22 protein-coding genes are annotated in these 15,574 nt (G+C 44.7%); 7 read left to right on the top strand and 15 right to left on the bottom strand.

What is annotated here, in order from left to right; translation table 11 throughout:
- Nucleotides 1-38 precede the first annotated feature (38 nt).
- Nucleotides 39-536 (bottom strand): 2-amino-4-hydroxy-6-hydroxymethyldihydropteridine diphosphokinase, encoded by a 498-nt coding sequence (gene folK / locus Pcarn_RS19455; RefSeq protein WP_261835978.1) that lies wholly within the window; start codon nt 534-536, stop codon nt 39-41.
- Nucleotides 537-720: 184 nt separating this feature from the next.
- On the opposite strand from folK, the gene Pcarn_RS19450 reads away from it, so the two are divergent.
- Nucleotides 721-1,380, top strand: coding sequence for a flavin reductase family protein (locus Pcarn_RS19450; RefSeq protein ID WP_261835977.1), 660 nt, complete (start codon nt 721-723; stop codon nt 1,378-1,380).
- A gap of 6 nt (nt 1,381-1,386) precedes the next feature.
- On the opposite strand, the gene Pcarn_RS19445 is transcribed toward Pcarn_RS19450, so the two are convergent.
- Nucleotides 1,387-1,860 carry a GNAT family N-acetyltransferase gene (locus tag Pcarn_RS19445; RefSeq protein ID WP_261835976.1) on the bottom strand — a complete coding sequence of 158 codons (474 nt, stop codon included), beginning with the start codon at nt 1,858-1,860 and terminating at the stop codon, nt 1,387-1,389.
- Nucleotides 1,861-2,111: 251 nt separating this feature from the next.
- On the opposite strand from Pcarn_RS19445, the gene Pcarn_RS19440 reads away from it, so the two are divergent.
- Nucleotides 2,112-2,450, top strand: coding sequence for a cytosolic protein (locus Pcarn_RS19440; RefSeq protein ID WP_261835975.1), 339 nt, complete (start codon nt 2,112-2,114; stop codon nt 2,448-2,450).
- Nucleotides 2,451-2,621: 171 nt separating this feature from the next.
- Here the strand turns inward: Pcarn_RS19440 and Pcarn_RS19435 are convergent, their stop codons facing one another.
- Entirely contained in the window at nt 2,622-3,164 is a 543-nt protein-coding gene (locus tag Pcarn_RS19435; RefSeq protein WP_261835974.1) for a nuclear transport factor 2 family protein, read from the bottom strand.
- Between the two features lie 10 nt (nt 3,165-3,174).
- Nucleotides 3,175-4,038 carry an alpha/beta hydrolase gene (locus tag Pcarn_RS19430; RefSeq protein ID WP_315972708.1) on the bottom strand — a complete coding sequence of 288 codons (864 nt, stop codon included), beginning with the start codon at nt 4,036-4,038 and terminating at the stop codon, nt 3,175-3,177.
- Nucleotides 4,039-4,274: 236 nt separating this feature from the next.
- On the opposite strand from Pcarn_RS19430, the gene Pcarn_RS19425 reads away from it, so the two are divergent.
- Nucleotides 4,275-5,171 (top strand): helix-turn-helix transcriptional regulator, encoded by an 897-nt coding sequence (locus Pcarn_RS19425; protein WP_261835972.1) that lies wholly within the window; start codon nt 4,275-4,277, stop codon nt 5,169-5,171.
- Here Pcarn_RS19425 and Pcarn_RS19420 read toward each other — a convergent pair.
- A complete protein-coding gene (locus Pcarn_RS19420) occupies nt 5,168-5,686 on the bottom strand; it encodes an NUDIX hydrolase (protein ID WP_261835971.1) in 519 nt (172 codons plus the stop codon). The genes Pcarn_RS19425 and Pcarn_RS19420 overlap by 4 nt on opposite strands.
- Before the next feature lie 146 nt (nt 5,687-5,832).
- On the opposite strand from Pcarn_RS19420, the gene Pcarn_RS19415 reads away from it, so the two are divergent.
- Nucleotides 5,833-6,120, top strand: coding sequence for a putative hemolysin (locus Pcarn_RS19415; RefSeq protein ID WP_261835970.1), 288 nt, complete (start codon nt 5,833-5,835; stop codon nt 6,118-6,120).
- Between the two features lie 35 nt (nt 6,121-6,155).
- Here the strand turns inward: Pcarn_RS19415 and Pcarn_RS19410 are convergent, their stop codons facing one another.
- Nucleotides 6,156-6,554 (bottom strand): OsmC family protein, encoded by a 399-nt coding sequence (locus Pcarn_RS19410; protein WP_261835969.1) that lies wholly within the window; start codon nt 6,552-6,554, stop codon nt 6,156-6,158.
- Between the two features lie 286 nt (nt 6,555-6,840).
- On the opposite strand from Pcarn_RS19410, the gene Pcarn_RS19405 reads away from it, so the two are divergent.
- Complete coding sequence (locus tag Pcarn_RS19405) at nt 6,841-7,050, top strand: cold-shock protein (protein WP_261835968.1); 210 nt, start codon at nt 6,841-6,843, stop codon at nt 7,048-7,050.
- 117 nt (nt 7,051-7,167) lie between these two features.
- The gene (locus Pcarn_RS19400; protein WP_261835967.1) at nt 7,168-7,704 is read left to right on the top strand and encodes a YaeQ family protein; all 537 of its coding nucleotides are present in this window, start codon (nt 7,168-7,170) and stop codon (nt 7,702-7,704) included.
- Between the two features lie 83 nt (nt 7,705-7,787).
- On the opposite strand, the gene Pcarn_RS19395 is transcribed toward Pcarn_RS19400, so the two are convergent.
- The 9 genes from Pcarn_RS19395 to Pcarn_RS19355 all read right to left on the bottom strand — a co-directional run bounded on the left by Pcarn_RS19395 (nt 7,788) and on the right by Pcarn_RS19355 (nt 14,916).
- The gene (locus Pcarn_RS19395) at nt 7,788-7,997 is read right to left on the bottom strand and encodes a hypothetical protein (protein WP_261835966.1); all 210 of its coding nucleotides are present in this window, start codon (nt 7,995-7,997) and stop codon (nt 7,788-7,790) included.
- Between the two features lie 269 nt (nt 7,998-8,266).
- The gene (locus Pcarn_RS19390) at nt 8,267-8,947 is read right to left on the bottom strand and encodes a potassium channel family protein (RefSeq protein WP_261835965.1); all 681 of its coding nucleotides are present in this window, start codon (nt 8,945-8,947) and stop codon (nt 8,267-8,269) included.
- On the bottom strand, nt 8,947-10,041 hold the full coding sequence (locus Pcarn_RS19385) for an AI-2E family transporter (RefSeq protein ID WP_261835964.1): 1,095 nt from the start codon (nt 10,039-10,041) through the stop codon (nt 8,947-8,949). Before Pcarn_RS19385 ends, Pcarn_RS19390 begins: the two co-directional genes overlap by 1 nt.
- Before the next feature lie 138 nt (nt 10,042-10,179).
- Nucleotides 10,180-11,502, bottom strand: coding sequence for an APC family permease (locus Pcarn_RS19380; protein WP_261835963.1), 1,323 nt, complete (start codon nt 11,500-11,502; stop codon nt 10,180-10,182).
- A 17-nt stretch (nt 11,503-11,519) separates the two neighbouring features.
- Nucleotides 11,520-12,398: an acetamidase/formamidase family protein gene (locus Pcarn_RS19375; protein WP_261835962.1), complete on the bottom strand. Its 879-nt coding sequence runs from the start codon at nt 12,396-12,398 to the stop codon at nt 11,520-11,522.
- 193 nt (nt 12,399-12,591) lie between these two features.
- Nucleotides 12,592-13,161, bottom strand: coding sequence for a hypothetical protein (locus Pcarn_RS19370; protein ID WP_261835961.1), 570 nt, complete (start codon nt 13,159-13,161; stop codon nt 12,592-12,594).
- 180 nt (nt 13,162-13,341) lie between these two features.
- Nucleotides 13,342-13,620, bottom strand: a complete 279-nt coding sequence (locus Pcarn_RS19365; protein WP_261835960.1) for a peptidylprolyl isomerase — start codon at nt 13,618-13,620, stop codon at nt 13,342-13,344.
- 73 nt (nt 13,621-13,693) lie between these two features.
- The gene (locus Pcarn_RS19360) at nt 13,694-14,104 is read right to left on the bottom strand and encodes a hypothetical protein (protein WP_261835959.1); all 411 of its coding nucleotides are present in this window, start codon (nt 14,102-14,104) and stop codon (nt 13,694-13,696) included.
- Nucleotides 14,105-14,451: 347 nt separating this feature from the next.
- The gene (locus Pcarn_RS19355) at nt 14,452-14,916 is read right to left on the bottom strand and encodes a TetR family transcriptional regulator (protein ID WP_261835958.1); all 465 of its coding nucleotides are present in this window, start codon (nt 14,914-14,916) and stop codon (nt 14,452-14,454) included.
- 311 nt (nt 14,917-15,227) lie between these two features.
- Here Pcarn_RS19355 and Pcarn_RS19350 point away from each other — a divergent pair, with 311 nt between their 5' ends.
- Nucleotides 15,228-15,527: a YfcZ/YiiS family protein gene (locus Pcarn_RS19350; protein ID WP_261835957.1), complete on the top strand. Its 300-nt coding sequence runs from the start codon at nt 15,228-15,230 to the stop codon at nt 15,525-15,527.
- Nucleotides 15,528-15,574 lie beyond the last annotated feature (47 nt).

Below are 15,574 nucleotides of genomic sequence, written 5' to 3'. Positions count from 1 at the left end.
TCAGGCGGTTAGCTGTTTTGTATACAGGAGAGCACTGACTAGCTGAAACTGTTCTCAAAAGATATGGGTTCGGTTTTCTGGCTCATCTGGTCGAAGTTATTCCAGATGTGTTGATACGAGATATTCAAGGTTGGGTGAAGTTTTTGCCCAGCGACATCGACTAAGGGTCTGAGCACAAAAGCGTATTCCGTGATTTCGCCTCTCGGAAGCTCTACCCCGTCGATAATGCCCGCTTTATTGTCGTAAAGGAGGATATCGATATCTAAAGTGCGTGAGGCCCACTCTTTATTCTCGCGCAGACGGCCACTATCCAATTCGATTTGCTGTAGAACCTTAGCCAACTCGCCCACTGGGAGACAGCATTCAAATCCGACGACTAAGTTGAGGAAATTGTCCCCTTCAAAACCTACAGGTTCACAATCGTAGAAATTAGAAATAGTCAAAGGTGCAAAGCGATTTTTTAATGCTTTGAGAGATTCCTTGACGTGGTGTTCACGATTAATGTTGCTTCCAACGCTTACGTAGACTGAGGCCATATAATTTTTCCTGCTTAAACGGCTTTTGCTACGGCTTAAATCGCTATGACGATCACCTACGTATCTCTTTTGTGTTTCGAAGAAATAGTGCCTGACTAACTCGGTACTGAGCAATGATAATTTGAGAAGCCACTATTATTAGCTTCTTACGATGGCAATACTTTAAAATAAGGAAGATAAATCAATGCAAACCATTTTTAACCAGAATGCATTATCAGAAATGGAAGATCGCTTTCGTGCGCGGTTTATTAATAGTCTGTCGGGTTTTAAAAGCGCCAACCTCATTGGCACCGTCGACTCTGAAGGACAAGAGAACTTGTCAATCGTCAGCTCTGTGTTTCACCTTGGAGCTAACCCACCACTGATGGGGTTTATTATTCGCCCCAGTAGCGTCGAAAGGCACACCTTAGAGAACATTCTTGCTACAGGTGTCTACACCATCAATTCAGTGACAAGACCAATTGCGAAACAAGCGCACCAAACTTCAGCGCGCTATCCGGCTGACGTATCCGAGTTTCGCCAAACTGGGCTTACACCCCAATACCTCGACAACCATCCTGCTCCATTTGTTGAGCAAAGCCCACTCAAAATAGCGATGCGACTGCGAGAGCATCAAACGTTAGCCATCAATGGAACCGAGCTGATCATTGGAGAAATAGAACGAGTCACATTGCCTTCGAATGCAGTGAGAAAAGACGGATATGTAGATGTAGAATCAATGCAAATCGTGTGTGTCTCTGGGCTAGATAGCTACCATAGAACAGATATGATACATCGCCTTTCTTATGCCAAACCGGACAAGGTGCCTCAAGTTTTAACTAGAGATGGGCAGCAAGAGTGCTAGCTTGGGTTAAGATGCGGCATCAGTATTAGTGCTCGACACCGCTTGTTCTGAGCGCGGTGAATGGTAGCGCATTTCGATTAGTTGATGCCCACCGACTACCTCGACTTCTTGGATAAAATCAAAACCGAACTTTTGGTAGTAGTTTCGAAGAAAACTATGTGCATGAATTTCGATGAAATCGACACTTTGTTGCTTCGCGTAATTCATCAGCGACGTCACAACTTTAGAGGCAATGCCATTACCACGATATGCCTCAAGAACTGCAACTCGCGCCATTACTGAAGAGCCATCTGGGTTTATCAATAAACGAGCGGTTGCTATCGCTTGGTTGCCATCCATAACCAGAGCATGAACAGAGGCGCTGTCTAGTCCATCAAAATCCAATTCATTTGGGATGCTCTGCTCAACGCTAAATACTTGAAATCGTATAGCCTGAGCTTGCTCGATAAGCTCTGGAGACGTTCCAATTGTCACTTCCATGCCAGTTTCCTTTTGAACGCCTAGCGCTCTTTCAAGGCCCTCAATCTAAAGCCCAAAACCAATCAATTAAAAATTAACTTACCACAAGGATCGATAGTATTTCAGCAATTGCAATGTATAAAAACATGTCTCAAGTTGACTTGGTGAATGTTCTGAATTGGTACACAATTCCGCTCTTTAGCGACTAAAACTCTACTAAGTCCTACCCTGATAGTGATAAGATCTCCAAATCAGATTTATCGAGAAATTCTATGTTTATCCATCGTGTTAACGACATCGACTGGCTGGTGATTACAGCTTTTGAAGAATTCAAAACTATGTTTATCGAAGACGCCGGTGCGATCCCCTCTTGCTTCTCTACCACCAGCGAGTTAAGCCTGATTGATCAAGCTAAGCGCACTTATGGATATTTGCCTAGACTCGACGGCGTGGTCACAGATACTGGCACATTTCAAAGTCAAAATAACAAAGAAGATTTGAACCCACAGCTTGCCTGTTTAGTTGAAGGGCGTGGTCGAGTGTTTATCTATCACGGCGGGTTTGTAGCTTTTGTGGATGACGAGCAGACTTTTATTACCCGATTGGACTGAGTCATTTGATAAGCTGAAATTGATGAATTGAATAAAGCCTTCTCCTAGCATAGAAGGGATATGTCTAGGGTAATGCGCCCACCTCGCTAGCACACAACGCAAAAAAGGAGCTCACTTTGAGCTCCTTTATGTTTATCAAACGAAGGCCTTTCGCTTTCCTAATGGGCCTTTCTAATCCTTGACCAGTCTTGCCTGACGCTGCTCAAGATTCGCTTCTGCAAACTTGGGCGCTTCAGCAAGAATATCTCGGCTTCCCTCTTCACTGGTTGCGTTGATCTTGATGGCGCTGATTTGCCAATTTTCATCCGACTTAACCAAAGCAAAATCATAACTTCCTGATACAGCCCAAAAGCCTTCACCCAAATAATGGCTTGCGGTGATGTCAGCCGTTGCCGTTGCTTTGTCACCGCTAACAGTCACCTGCACATTACTGAGGTCATGAAAGGTGGCATCAAACCCAGGTAGAAACCCTGCCCACTGTTTTAGCAAATCTTCCCTCTTTACCTTGGAAGTCTCACCACCAAACAAAGAGGTGTAGTCAACAGTCAGCTCTGGTGCAAACAAGCGTCCAAGATATTCGTAAGCTCCCTGGTCTGCAAAGGTAGAAAAGCCATTGATAGCCGAACGAACCTTGGCTTCATCAAGGGTCTGCGCACTTATCGACGCAGACACCAGACCTAGCATGATGAAAAGTAATCCTTTAAATGCTTTCATCACCCACTCCTTATAGAGTTACCGCAAAGTGCTCAGCAACAGCATCGCTTGCTAGGCCGACTGCCTTTGGTTGGTCGTAAAATTCGAACTGGGTGATATCTTCAAGCCATACCGCCTTCACGTTTTCACCAGAGTTATCAAGATACTGATGGGCACCAGCAGGCAATGCCATCGCCTCGGAGGCTACCATAAACACAGGTTTGTCTTGAGAGCTTGCACCCGCTTGAGCATCATAATTTAACCAACCAGTCCAAGAGGCCACGTTGAATTTGTTGTCGTACTCAGGGATCAAACCACGGTCGGTTTCTGTGTAATATGGCGCTTGGTACATCAGCGCACCGTCATTGGTGGTGCTAGCAGCTTCGATATAAACTGGAGTAGCAGAGTTAGCGGCTTGCTGAGCTGCTGCCAAAAGTCCCGCCGCAATTTCTTCACCACCATAGATAGCCGTTGCCATGGCTTTATCATGTAGCCAAGGAGCAACCACAGCCACCGAGCGTACCTTGTCATTGTGAGAGACTGCATCCAACATATAGCCTGCCGATGCACAGATGCCCAAACCCGCAATGCGATTGCCGTCTACCTGTTCTAGCAAGGCCACAGCGTCGATCACGGCGCGAATGTCTTCGGTTTTACGACTTGGGTCCTCTAGATAGTGAACCGAGTCTTCAGATTTGCCCCAGCCACGAAAATCAAAGGTCACTGCCGCGTAGCCATTTTGAGCTAGCTTTTGGGCATACACCGCCGGCATTTGTTCCTTAACCGTTGTCCACGCCCCAGTGACGATAACCACAGGCGGTCTTTCGACGCCAGTAGGCATATAGAGGTTTGCTTCTAATTGACCGACTCGAGTATCTAGTTGAATGGCTTGCATAAAGATCTCCTGTTTGGCGTTGACTGCGAATGCCGATGTCGCGGCTAGTAATAAGGTAATCAGTTTTCTAAACATTTGCTTACTCCCTTTCGTTGCTTGCTTAGATGGGTTTAGATTAGCGCTCGACCTATGAAAGGGATTGAACATTACTGCTCAAACTTTTGTACTTTATTGACGCGCGGATATAACTGCTTAAAAATAAACAAATTAGTAAGAGCAATCCTCGAGATATGAGTATGAAGTCCCATCTAGAATTCTTTGATTTTGAAACCCAACAAGCCTCCGATTGTGGCGAGGTGTTAGAGATAGAATTTTCAAACGCAAACCTAGAATGGAAAGGGGTAGTTTTAGAAAAAGGAAACTCGCCACACTTCTATCCGACTAACGTGTATACGCCTTATTTTTATTTCGCTATGGCGCTAGATAGAGACCTAAGTTGGAGCGCTGAAAAAGATGGCACCTTGTCGGCATTGAAGACCAGCCCGGGCAACATCTGGATTAACCCGCCGAAAACGCCTTTTACCCACGAAATCTCTGAGCCTTGCTACTTCTTGATTCTGGCTATTGAAGAGTCAGAATTCCTCTCTCACTGCCCTCTCGGGCTAGAAGGTTTAGAGCTCAACTTCCTGAATAACTACAACGTAATGGACGACACCATTAAAGGGATAATGGAGCTGTTTGTCCTAGAGACAAAGTCTAAGGGGAGGAATGGAAAAGCCTATCTGAATAACCTGATATCTCTGCTTTCCACGCACTACATTCAGAATTATTCCAACTACTTTGATCTTAAAAACGACCAACTGTCGGCATCTAAGTTCGACCAAGGACAAATGGCGAGAATAGATAGCTATATTGAACAGAATATTGGCAACAACATCTCGGTGGATGACTTAGCTGACCTGCTAAGATGCAGTAAGTTTTATTTTCTGCGCGAGTTTAAAAAGCTCACCGGCGCTACGCCTTATCAATACCTAATGGGTAAACGACTGGAACAAGCCAAAGCTCTGCTCTCTTCAGAGAATATTGCCGTAGTGGCGCACGAACTCGGGTTTAATGATCAGTCCCATTTTACTCGCGCATTTAAGAATCATTTTGGTTTAACGCCGGGTCAGTTTTTAAAGCAAACCAACTAAAGCATTTCTTTGGCAATCAGATGCAGCAGATAGGTCTCTCGCTGAATACTTAAGCCCTGCTTTTCGCTGTGCGCCATGGTCTTCTCGTTGTGTGCGATAGCATCATGGATGTTCACCCACTCGGCGCGCATGCCATTTTTAATCTCATATTCTTCAAAGTTTGGCTCGCCTAACTCTTTGTCCACATGGCAGGTGTAGCAATAAGAGTGCATGTGCATTACATCTGCGTCATCCTTGTACCAAGGGCGAAACTCTTCATATACACCGAAAGGCTTGATATCGCGGATATTCTGCGCGCCTGTCTCCTCTTGAAGCTCTCGCACCATGCCTTCAATCAGGTCCTCACCCAGATCTACCCCGCCACCGGGTAGCGAATAATCTTCATAACGCGCAGTGTAAAGAAGCAAGATCTTGTCGCCACGCACCGCTATGGCTCGGGTGGCTTGGCGCTGAACGATAGTTGCTGTATCTAGATGTTCTATGTCGGGGTGTTTGGCTGTATGAAGGTGTCGCATCGATTGGCCGTAATACTTCGTAATAATAGTGTGCGGAGTATATACTCAGTTCAGACGAGTTTCATCGTTAGCTATTGAATTAATTAGTATATCTCGTACACTGAAAGAGATAATTTGAAACATCTATGGTCTTTGGAGCCACAAGAATGAAAAAAAGCCTATTGTTGACCGTTGTTGCGGGTGCAGCCATCCTTGCAGGTTGTGCAAGCGAGCCTGATGAGTACACCGTTGAAGATTGGGATCCAATCACAAGTAAAGCGTCAATGTACTGCGTTCAGGAAGGCCATGACATCACTCGCGCGAACGAGAACGATCAGCGTGTGACCTATTGCGAAATCTCAGACGAAGAGAAAACTGAGATCTGGGAATACTACTACCAGAATCACGAAGACGAGCGTCCTGAGAATCAGCAAAAACAAGACGCAGAATCTTAAAAAAAATGCCCATCACTCGATGGGCATTTTTTGTTTTAAACGATTTCCCAGGTATGGGTCATTTCAACGCCCTTACCTATCATCAAACAAACTGAGCAATACTTCTCAAGAGAATCGGCACATACCTTAGCCACTAGTTCAGGGTCTAGGTTTTCACCTGATACTTCAAAGTGGATATTAATGGCAGTGAAGTACTTAGGCGCAACCTCACGACGTTCACTCGAAAGCTTTGCCACACAGCCAGTTACTGCTTGTTCAGCACTTTTCAGACCGTCAACTACATCAACAGAGCTGCAACCGCCCGCCGCAATCAGAACCATTTCCATCGGGCTTGGTGCAGTCTTGCCGCCACTGCCGTCCATCACTACAGAGTGACCAGATTGAGACTCGCCGATAAATTTAAAATCATCTACCCAAGATACAGTTGCTTGCATAATTAAATACCATCCTTATTTGTTTCCGACACTATACCCAATTATTTGTGCCACACAAAACAGTGCTGTTTTTTTGCACTCAAATGACAAATAAATAATCTTTGAAATATGATTATAAAAAATGCAGACAAGGTAACAGAAATGAAAATCTATACATAAAACAAATACTTGGGTCGTTGACTTATACAAGGATGTTCATAAACTGGCTTTCGAGGGCGAAAGAAGCCAACCCAATAAAGCTTCCCCCTTTTATTGGCTATATTTTTATTGTTAAGGAAAATCGACAATGTCAAACACAGTAACCGGCACCGTAAAATGGTTCAACGACACTAAAGGATTTGGTTTCATCCAACAGGAAAATGGACCAGATGTATTCGCACACTTCTCAGCAATCGTTGGTGACGGTTTCCGTTCCCTTTCTGAAGGTCAGAAAGTAGAATTTGTTGTAACTGACGGCCAAAAAGGCCCTCAAGCTGAACAAATCAAAGCACTGTAATTCTTAAGGGTCGACATTATGTCGGCCCTCTTCTTATTCCCCGCCTTTCTTTTTCATATCTGTGCCATACAAACTTCGTTATAATCTCGGCAAATTTCTTTTGTCAGGCATGACGTTGTGGCCTTAAAACCTACTATCTACAAATTCCGCGTGAATCTAGCGGATACTAATCAAAATAAATTCGACGACTTCAACCTTACGGTAGCGCTACACCCTTCAGAGACCAAAGAGCGCATGTTGGCTCGTATGGTAGCCTTCGCCCTAAACTACACCCCGGAGCTTGCCTTTACCAAAGGACTTTCTGATCAAGAGCAGCCGGACATCTGGCAACACGATGATGCAGGCATTCTACAAACCTGGATTGAAGTGGGTGAACCAAGCGTCGATCGTTTGAAAAAGGCAGCCCGCTCTGGCGTTAAGGTTGCGGTCTATCCATTTGGCGATTCTAAATCTCAGATGTGGTTTACCAAGAACCAAGGCAAGCTATCTCAGCTAGACGTAACCATCGTCAAACTAAGCGGTGAAGCCATACAATCTCTAGAACAAGGTCTAGAGCGCACCAATGATTTCAGTGTGATGTGCAGTGAAGATAGTGTGTATCTTACTCTGGGTGAGGTTAGCACCGAGTTTCAGCTTGAGGTACTGCAAGGATAATTATCCGGGTCCATATATTGAAAAAGCCGCCAGCGTTTATACGCTCACGGCTTTTTTTCTCTCAGGCTATCTATTTACCTAGCCTAGCGTTTCTTATTGTTAGACTTTGACCAATCAAAATCGCTATCAACGCTTTCGTTCGAACCATCTGCGTAGCTCATTGTAGATTGGTTCGTATCGAGTAGGTGTTGACGGTTATCTTGACCTACTTTGTCTCCGTTTAAGCCTGCATGAGCTAGACCTGTTGCAAGCGAGAACAGCGTGGCCAGTGTGATTGCAATTACTTTTTTCATATTGCTTTACCCCTTGTTCCGAACATTGTGTTTTGGAGAACTACCTAATAAGTATGGCAACCTCACAGAAATTTGTATGAGAATAATTTGTTACATTACTTTTCTGAGGTAAATCTACGTCAAGAAAGGGTCAAAAAGATCACTGTTTTTCTATAGCAGCTCTTATTTTTAGTCTGAGTGCTTGATAAAACCGTCTGTCTGTTGACACTACTAGGCATAAAAATACCCGCAATGACGCGGGCATTTTAAAATTCGAAGTATTTTCACTCTTAATCGGAGTCGCTGTTTCTTTTATTTTCATCTATCTGACTCAAACCCGCACTCACTAGGCTTGAAACTAAGATAGCCAAATAGAACACCCCAGCTACCGCTTCAAAATAAGCGACAAAACGCGTCAAAGGCTCTGTGGGTGCAATTACCCCATAACCCACTGAGGTCATAGTGATAAAACTGAAATAGATCATGCGCGATAGATTATCTAGCCATGGACCATGCTCAATACCATTGAAACCGCCATCCAGAATTTCTAATAGAAGCAGTTGAACAAAGGCAAACCAAAGGCCCATCATCAAGTAGATACAGATAGAACCGACAATCTGGTTCTTATCTATTCTCGGTGCTTTCAATACAAGCTTTGTGGCATGTCTTAAATATTGGCCGATAAAGATTATAAGCGCTATCAGGGACACAACCGCTAAGTTGGCCGCTTGCAATATGGATGCGATGGAGGTGATTAGAACGGTTACCGTCAAGAAGCCAAACCAACCTCGAGTTAGTGACCTTTTCTTTTCAATTCCCAAGGTTGAAGCCGACATACAAAACAGCAAACCAATGAGCACTATGCCCTGCCCTGTATCAAAGAACTGCTCCATGATGGCACAGCCAGCAAGCAGCACCACCAAGGCTACAAACAAAAAAAGAAAGTTATCGCGTTCGGATATCTTCGCCATTATTCGCTCTCTTGTTTAGTTTGCTCAATCTGCTCGATATCTACTTCGGACTGAGCTAGCCAAGCAACAAACAAGCGATGCGTTACAGCAAGTACAACCGCACCTACGAATAGCCCCACAATGCCTGACATCGCCATACCACCGATAGCACCAAGCAGAATGACTAGCATAGGAATGTCAGTCCCACGTCCCATCAACATAGGTTTTAATACCGCGTCACTGGCGCTTACCAGCACACACCAGATAGTGAACAGACTCGCGACTAAGGTAGTGTCTGTGGTCCAGGCAAAGATAATGGCAGGAATAAGCGCAATGATAGGTGGAAGCTGGATTATCGCTACGATGAGTACGGCTACAACCCAAAGGCCAGCAAAAGGAATGCCCGCAAGATACAAACCGATAGCCGCCATAATCGCTTGGGTAATTGCAACGCCGATTACACCCTGCACCACGCTGCGTACTGTCGCTTTAGCAATATCAGTAAACTGAGCACCATACTCACCAGCAAGACGAACGGAGATCTGTTGGAACGCCTTTTGACACGCTTGTGCATTACTCATGAATACGCCAGAGATCAACAGCGAGATAATGAACTGCAGTATGCCACCAGCAAGTGAGCCAATAGATGAAGCGATTGTGCCTAGAACGCTTTTAACCTGATCAGCATACTCCGCTAACGCCTTCATTAGGTTGGCAGATAGGCCTAGCAAGGTAGCATAAACCTTCTCACCGACGACTGGCCAAGACTTCACAGATTCTGAAGGTGGTTTCAGCTCAAACGAGCCCTCTTGGATACCATCGTAAACATCGCTTGCCGTAGTGAATAGACTGTCCGAAACCAGATAAGTAGGAACAACCAGAACTAGCACACCACACAAGACCAATAACCAACTTGCCTTAGCTTGTGAGATTTTAAATTTTCCCTCAAGCATCTTAGCCACAGGGAAAAGAGCGGTAGCAATAATCGCGCCCCAGATCACCAATAACATAAATGGACTGAGGATTTCGTAGCACCAGTAAAGCAGAAGACCAATAATAACGATCTTAATAAAGGCATCGATGACTTGCTTGGAATAGTCGTGAGAGGAGTTCATATCTCATCCTTGTGATAAATATCTCTGCACAAGTCTAGTCAATGAGTTGCGTAAGTGTAAGAAAAGATTAAAGATTTAGGCTAAAAAAATGCCCAAAACCTAAGTCTTGGGCATTTCTCATTCAAACGATAGTTTTTATCAATCTATCGCTTCCATATTGATTGATACGCCACGTGATTTATTGATTCCGATAACCACTACCCCAACCACTAGCCATGCAAGGCCAAGCAGTTTTGCACTCTGATCCAGTGAGATCCATACATAAGATAAGATCGCGATGCCGCATAAAGGTGAGATAAGCTCAACAAACAAATTCTGACGCTTGTTCTTGATATTGCACCAAGAGATCACCGCTAAGTGCAGCAGGATAAAACCAGTCAAAGCGCCGAAGTTTACAAAGGACACAAATACATCCAAATGGTCTTCAAACAAGAATACCAATACCGCTGAAACCACACCTGACAGCAAGATAGCTACATGCGGTGTACGGAAGCGACCGTTGAGTGCAGATAGCGATTTAGGCAGAACGCCATCTTTCGCCATACCAAAGATCACACGTGATACTGCAGTTTGCGATGCAAGTGCGTTAGTAATACCCCACGAAAGCGCAGTCAGCAGTGCACATGCGGTCGATAGATAACCACCACCCACGATGCGAGCAACCACATACCAAGCGTTGCCACTGTTTTCTTGAAACGCATCAGCGTTTGGCAGAACCCAGGCAGCAAAAACAACTTGCGCTAGGAATAGCACCACTGCAATGCAAAGAGAGACAAATGGCACGTAATGAGTCTTAACTCCATCTTTGGCTTCTTCAGTCAGGGTAGATACGCCATCAAAACCTAGGAATGACATCACCGCAATAGATACCGCGCTGAACACGAGCCCAATGCTAAAGTGATCTTTTTGGAAGAACGGCGCCATAGTAAAGCCTTGGCTATTCGGGAATTCGCCCGCCACAAGGCCTCGATATGCAGTCACCACAAACACACCAATAAGAAGCAGCATAAAGCCAAGAAATACCTTGTTAACCTTTTCGGTAAAGTTAAGGCCGACTAATGCTGCAACCGTATTAAAGGCGATGAAGATTGCAGCCCAAACCAGAGCTGGCACCTCAGGTACAATTTCATGCATAGCAATCGTCGCCACGATATACAAAAGCGCGGGAATAATGATGTAGTCCAAAAGCATACACCAGCCACCAATAAAGCCCGCATTGGCACCTAGACCGCGCTTGGCATACTCATAAACAGAGCCAGATTTTCGGAACTCCTTCATCATTCGACCATAAGAGAGCGCGGTAAATACCATACCTACAAAACCTGTAAGGTAGACCATACCCACCATGCCGTGGCTGACATTAAATACATCGCCATAGATACCAAAAGGCGCAATAGGCACCATAAAGATGAGTGCGTATATCAGCAGGCCGCCAAAGCCCATGTTCTTTTTCAATTCCATTTTTCTACTCCTTGCGATTACTTAAGCCATGACAGGTCTACGGTCACTTTTGCGGTTTTAAGCGGGTTAACTATCTGAGACACACCCAAATCACCGCCAACGCTCAGCCAGCGAGAGGCAATGTGGTCAGTCATCTGATGCTCAGACATCAGATATTGGTGGGTCTTCTCGACCGCAGTAGTCGCGGCTTTATCGAGGTCCGGATCGGATGCGATAATGGTAAGGAGGTCATCGTTTAGTACCGAAGGCGTCGGTAATTTGGAGTTTTTAAGCACCTCTACCGACAGGGTTACCTTGCCTGGGATTTCAATGCCTGTTCCGGAGAGTTCGCCATCACCCATAGCCGCGTGCAAGTCGCCAAGCGATAACAAACCACCGTCATGGTTAACCGGCAAGTACACAACCGAGCCAAGTTTTATTTCCTTGGTATCCATGTTGCCGCCGTGCTCACCAGGACTGCCACATGCAATAGCACCCTCTGCAGGCGCTGTACCAATAACGCCTACCATTGGAGATAGTGGCACGCTTAGGTCTGGTGCGATCTCTGCTCTGTCACCTTGTATCTCAACAGGTTGTACAATCGAGCCGGAAAGTTTGTGTGAAAGGCTACCGAAAAGCTCAGATGAAACCATGGAGCCCTTTGCGGCAAGCTCGATGTCCAGAATGGTAACGGCAAGGGTATCCCCTACTTGCGCACCCTCAACAAACACTGGGCCAGTGGCTGGGTTTACCTTAGCAAAGTCGATCTCTTCGAGGATGTAGCCTGCATCTTCCATCTGATTGCGAAAGCAGTCGAAGGTGTCTAAAGAGAATGTTTGATTAGGCTTTACGCGAGCGACCGGAGCATTATCCTTGCTCATCGCATAAACATAATCTTTGGTGGTGATGTGAGTCATTGTTCTTATCCTGTCTATGAGCATTCCTATAAACGGTTAGAAATGCATTCATAAGTCAGTCTAATGAACCTTAAGTCTTATAGTATTACGAAATGAATGTTTGAATAAATGATAGGAACTCGCGACACACGGTGCTTTGAGCCATGCGTGGGTCTACTCAAAACGAGCAGACCTATGCGACATAGAATCGGAGTTATTCAAAGGCGTATCTCACGCCAAGAGCGGCATCGATACCAAAGTGGAAATTGTTTGGAATTACGACTTTGGGAGCCAAGGAGGCGTAGGTATCCCATTGCGGTGCAAACTTCCAATCTAAGCCTAAAGGTACCCTTAACCCATACTCATTGAAATAGTCGTCTTGATCGCCATAGTAATAATGGTGGTCATAGTAACAATTTACTGCCCCGTTGATGTCGCGGTCACACCGTTGTCGTCCATAACCATGCTCACCATGCCAAGTCTTATCGAACTCGTAAAAGCCACCGACACCAACAAAGTAACTAAACGGGATACTTGGTGTGAACTTTTTATCATTGAGCACCAAGTAATCGGCAGAGACGCCATCATTACCAATAAATGCATCAACTTGCTCAAACAGCTCAGCGCTAATACCTAGGCCCTGATCAAAACCGAGCCCCACTCTATAGTCAGAGTGATTGCTATAACTTCTTAATGACGAGTTATTCAATGTACCCGCGCTCGCATGGCTAGAGATAGAAGCCAAGGCTGAACATGCCACTACTAATGCTAGAAACTTTCTCATTTGTGTTCCTGAATATGTTGTAAATCTGGTATCCCCCCCAAATCCACGTGATCATTATCACAAATAAGGATTACTTAGTTCAATTAGTAATCAGGTGTTTGTTCCGTAAAAACAAATTGCATATATGAAAAAGGCAGAGCTCAATGCTCTGCCTTTATATGATTAGTATCTCTTGGCTTATTAGGTGCGCCACAGCGTTTTCACAATGTGCCAGCCGAACTTGGTTTTTACTAGGTGAGGCGTAATGGTCTCTTCTTTGAACACCACACGATCAAACTGAGGAACCATTTGACCTTGTTTGAACTCACCAAGGTCACCGCCCTTTTTACCTGATGGGCAGGTAGAGTATTTACGAGCTAGAGTCTGAAACTTCGCGCCCTTCTTGAGCTGTTTCATGATGTCTTCTGCTTTGTCTTTATTCTTCACTAGGATATGAAGAGCATGTGCGGTACGAGCCATAGCCTGATCTCAGTTAATTCAAATTTAGGCGCACCTTACCACAGCGGAAGAAAAATTCGTACTTTGGTTGCAATCAGTTTCGAACAGCAACGATATCGCCAATGACAGTTTCAGGCTCAAACTCGATCTTCTCAAGTTCAAAAATCCGGGTCGAACGAGTCAGTGGCTTAGACTTGGCCACCCCATTCTTATCTTCTCCGTCACGAACGCGACGCACGAAATAGATCTTCTTGTCTGCATCGAGTGCGGCTTTAATTTTCTCACGAAACTTCTCAGTGCGTTTCTTGCGATTCTCTATCTTGTTTGGGTCTTTAGTATCCATCCAGCCCATTTTTAGCATCAGAGCCTTTTTGGATTTTAGGTCCACATTCTTATCCCACCCTAGCCAAAAGAACTCGGTTTCATTCTCCGTGAACCAATCGTATTGATTGCCGATAGGCGCTTTAAGAACCGCCTCGCAGTAGGTAGTGATAGACATCGACATAGTGAATCCTAATATTGGTTAGTCTTCCAGCGTCTTACCGCAACACAAGCAAGTTGGTTGCAGGTCCGGTGGAAGCGTAATGATAAAGCCGCAGTGCGGACAAAGATCGCCCTGTGATAGATACATAGTTTTGTTTGTTTAGTTGTCGCTGTTCAAGCTGATCGCTTCACGCTCACAGCCAACAGCTTTATAGTTAGCCAACCGACGTTGTATGGCTCTCGCCGAGGAATTTGTCGTCGGGAATATGATGACAGGGGCGATTATAGATACTTAAAACGAAAAGTAAAGGGTATTTAATACGAATAGATATTGATAAAAACGCCGAATCGAAATTCAGCGCTTTAGAATTAGCGAGATGCTAGGCGAATCATAGTGCAGCCAAACAGCCACTCTAGCTCTTTCTTACTCTCTTCACCATAAAGGTCATTAAGCATAATGAAGAGACGATCGATGCCTTGTCTTGCAAATTGATGAGCGTTTTCTGTGGTCACTACATGGTGGAACAACAGACGCAGAATCGCTTGGAATTTTTCGTCTTCGAGGGATTTAATCCAGCTTTGAGAAAAACCAACTAGTCCTGAATTGAAATCAAGATACTCCATAAACATCTTGAAAATACGGCCATCCAGTGCCATTGCAAAATCGGTTTTCTTAGGGAAATGGTGGCTGATACCGGTGCGCGATACGCCGGTAGCTTGACTTAGGGTGGTATAAGACATCTTGTCGTAACCCAGCGTCAACAACTGCTCAACAACCGCATCCATAATCTTGTTGATGGTGATTTCAGTATCTTCTCTACTTCGCTTTGGCATTAAACGGGACCTTTACAATTTGCTCTTTAAAATCGATGTTAGTTGAGTGGATGTTATTGAATAACTAGCCCTTTTATTCCCCACTTCAACTCCCTCGTATGCTCGATTCTGGCGTGGCATTTTGAGGAAACTTATACTCATACAGCACACACGGTTTTGCAACAAATGTGAACTTATCCTGACATTCAAATGACATAATAGCCCGTACAGCATACCTCGAAAGATAATTTTGTCACTTTGTGCCATTGAATTTTGTAGATACCGCACAAATAGCTCTGTAAACTGACTGGAATTTAGTTGAGGAGATAATCATGTCACAACAATACAAAGAGCCTGAAGTTTGCGAAGCATGTGGCGTTGCAGGTGAAATGGGCTTTGTTATCAATGAAGGCAACGAAGTATCTGAGGTCTCTCTTTTTGCATCATCAAAAGAAGCTGTAGAAGCTGAATTTGAAAAATATTTGGCGCTAGCCAAGCAAGTGAATGACGCAGTACAACACCAAACTGAAATCACTGAGGGTGAGCAGTTTGAACTTCAAGCAAAGTTTAAGTTTGAAGTAAGTGCAGAAAAACTTATCTACGATCTTAAGTGTCGCTCTCTAGCACGCTAATCAATAGATCCTAAATAAACTTCATATAAACAAAGAGTCGGCAATTG

The sequence above is a fragment of the Vibrio ishigakensis genome, from assembly GCF_024347675.1.
Classification (GTDB): domain Bacteria; phylum Pseudomonadota; class Gammaproteobacteria; order Enterobacterales; family Vibrionaceae; genus Vibrio; species Vibrio ishigakensis.
Note: the sequence above shows the minus strand (reverse complement) of the source record. Positions and strands in the feature narration are given on the sequence as shown.

Bases quoted from the DNA above. Each gene is read 5' to 3' on its own strand.
- Pcarn_RS19375 (WP_261835962.1), bottom strand. From the start codon at position 12,398: ATGACTCACATCACCACCAAAGATTATGTTTATGCGATGAGCAAGGAT.
- folK (WP_261835978.1), bottom strand. From the start codon at position 536: ATGGCCTCAGTCTACGTAAGCGTTGGAAGCAACATTAATCGTGAACAC.
- Pcarn_RS19450 (WP_261835977.1), top strand. From the start codon at position 721: ATGCAAACCATTTTTAACCAGAATGCATTATCAGAAATGGAAGATCGC.
- Pcarn_RS19385 (WP_261835964.1), bottom strand. From the start codon at position 10,041: ATGAACTCCTCTCACGACTATTCCAAGCAAGTCATCGATGCCTTTATT.
- Pcarn_RS19365 (WP_261835960.1), bottom strand. From the start codon at position 13,620: ATGGCTCGTACCGCACATGCTCTTCATATCCTAGTGAAGAATAAAGAC.
- Pcarn_RS19425 (WP_261835972.1), top strand. From the start codon at position 4,275: ATGAAGTCCCATCTAGAATTCTTTGATTTTGAAACCCAACAAGCCTCC.
- Pcarn_RS19435 (WP_261835974.1), bottom strand. From the start codon at position 3,164: ATGAAAGCATTTAAAGGATTACTTTTCATCATGCTAGGTCTGGTGTCT.
- Pcarn_RS19360 (WP_261835959.1), bottom strand. From the start codon at position 14,104: ATGTCGATGTCTATCACTACCTACTGCGAGGCGGTTCTTAAAGCGCCT.
- Pcarn_RS19445 (WP_261835976.1), bottom strand. From the start codon at position 1,860: ATGGAAGTGACAATTGGAACGTCTCCAGAGCTTATCGAGCAAGCTCAG.
- Pcarn_RS19440 (WP_261835975.1), top strand. From the start codon at position 2,112: ATGTTTATCCATCGTGTTAACGACATCGACTGGCTGGTGATTACAGCT.
- Pcarn_RS19405 (WP_261835968.1), top strand. From the start codon at position 6,841: ATGTCAAACACAGTAACCGGCACCGTAAAATGGTTCAACGACACTAAA.
- Pcarn_RS19430 (WP_315972708.1), bottom strand. From the start codon at position 4,038: ATGCAAGCCATTCAACTAGATACTCGAGTCGGTCAATTAGAAGCAAAC.
- Pcarn_RS19420 (WP_261835971.1), bottom strand. From the start codon at position 5,686: ATGCGACACCTTCATACAGCCAAACACCCCGACATAGAACATCTAGAT.
- Pcarn_RS19395 (WP_261835966.1), bottom strand. From the start codon at position 7,997: ATGAAAAAAGTAATTGCAATCACACTGGCCACGCTGTTCTCGCTTGCA.
- Pcarn_RS19390 (WP_261835965.1), bottom strand. From the start codon at position 8,947: ATGGCGAAGATATCCGAACGCGATAACTTTCTTTTTTTGTTTGTAGCC.
- Pcarn_RS19415 (WP_261835970.1), top strand. From the start codon at position 5,833: ATGAAAAAAAGCCTATTGTTGACCGTTGTTGCGGGTGCAGCCATCCTT.
- Pcarn_RS19355 (WP_261835958.1), bottom strand. From the start codon at position 14,916: ATGCCAAAGCGAAGTAGAGAAGATACTGAAATCACCATCAACAAGATT.
- Pcarn_RS19410 (WP_261835969.1), bottom strand. From the start codon at position 6,554: ATGCAAGCAACTGTATCTTGGGTAGATGATTTTAAATTTATCGGCGAG.
- Pcarn_RS19370 (WP_261835961.1), bottom strand. From the start codon at position 13,161: ATGAGAAAGTTTCTAGCATTAGTAGTGGCATGTTCAGCCTTGGCTTCT.
- Pcarn_RS19380 (WP_261835963.1), bottom strand. From the start codon at position 11,502: ATGGAATTGAAAAAGAACATGGGCTTTGGCGGCCTGCTGATATACGCA.
- Pcarn_RS19350 (WP_261835957.1), top strand. From the start codon at position 15,228: ATGTCACAACAATACAAAGAGCCTGAAGTTTGCGAAGCATGTGGCGTT.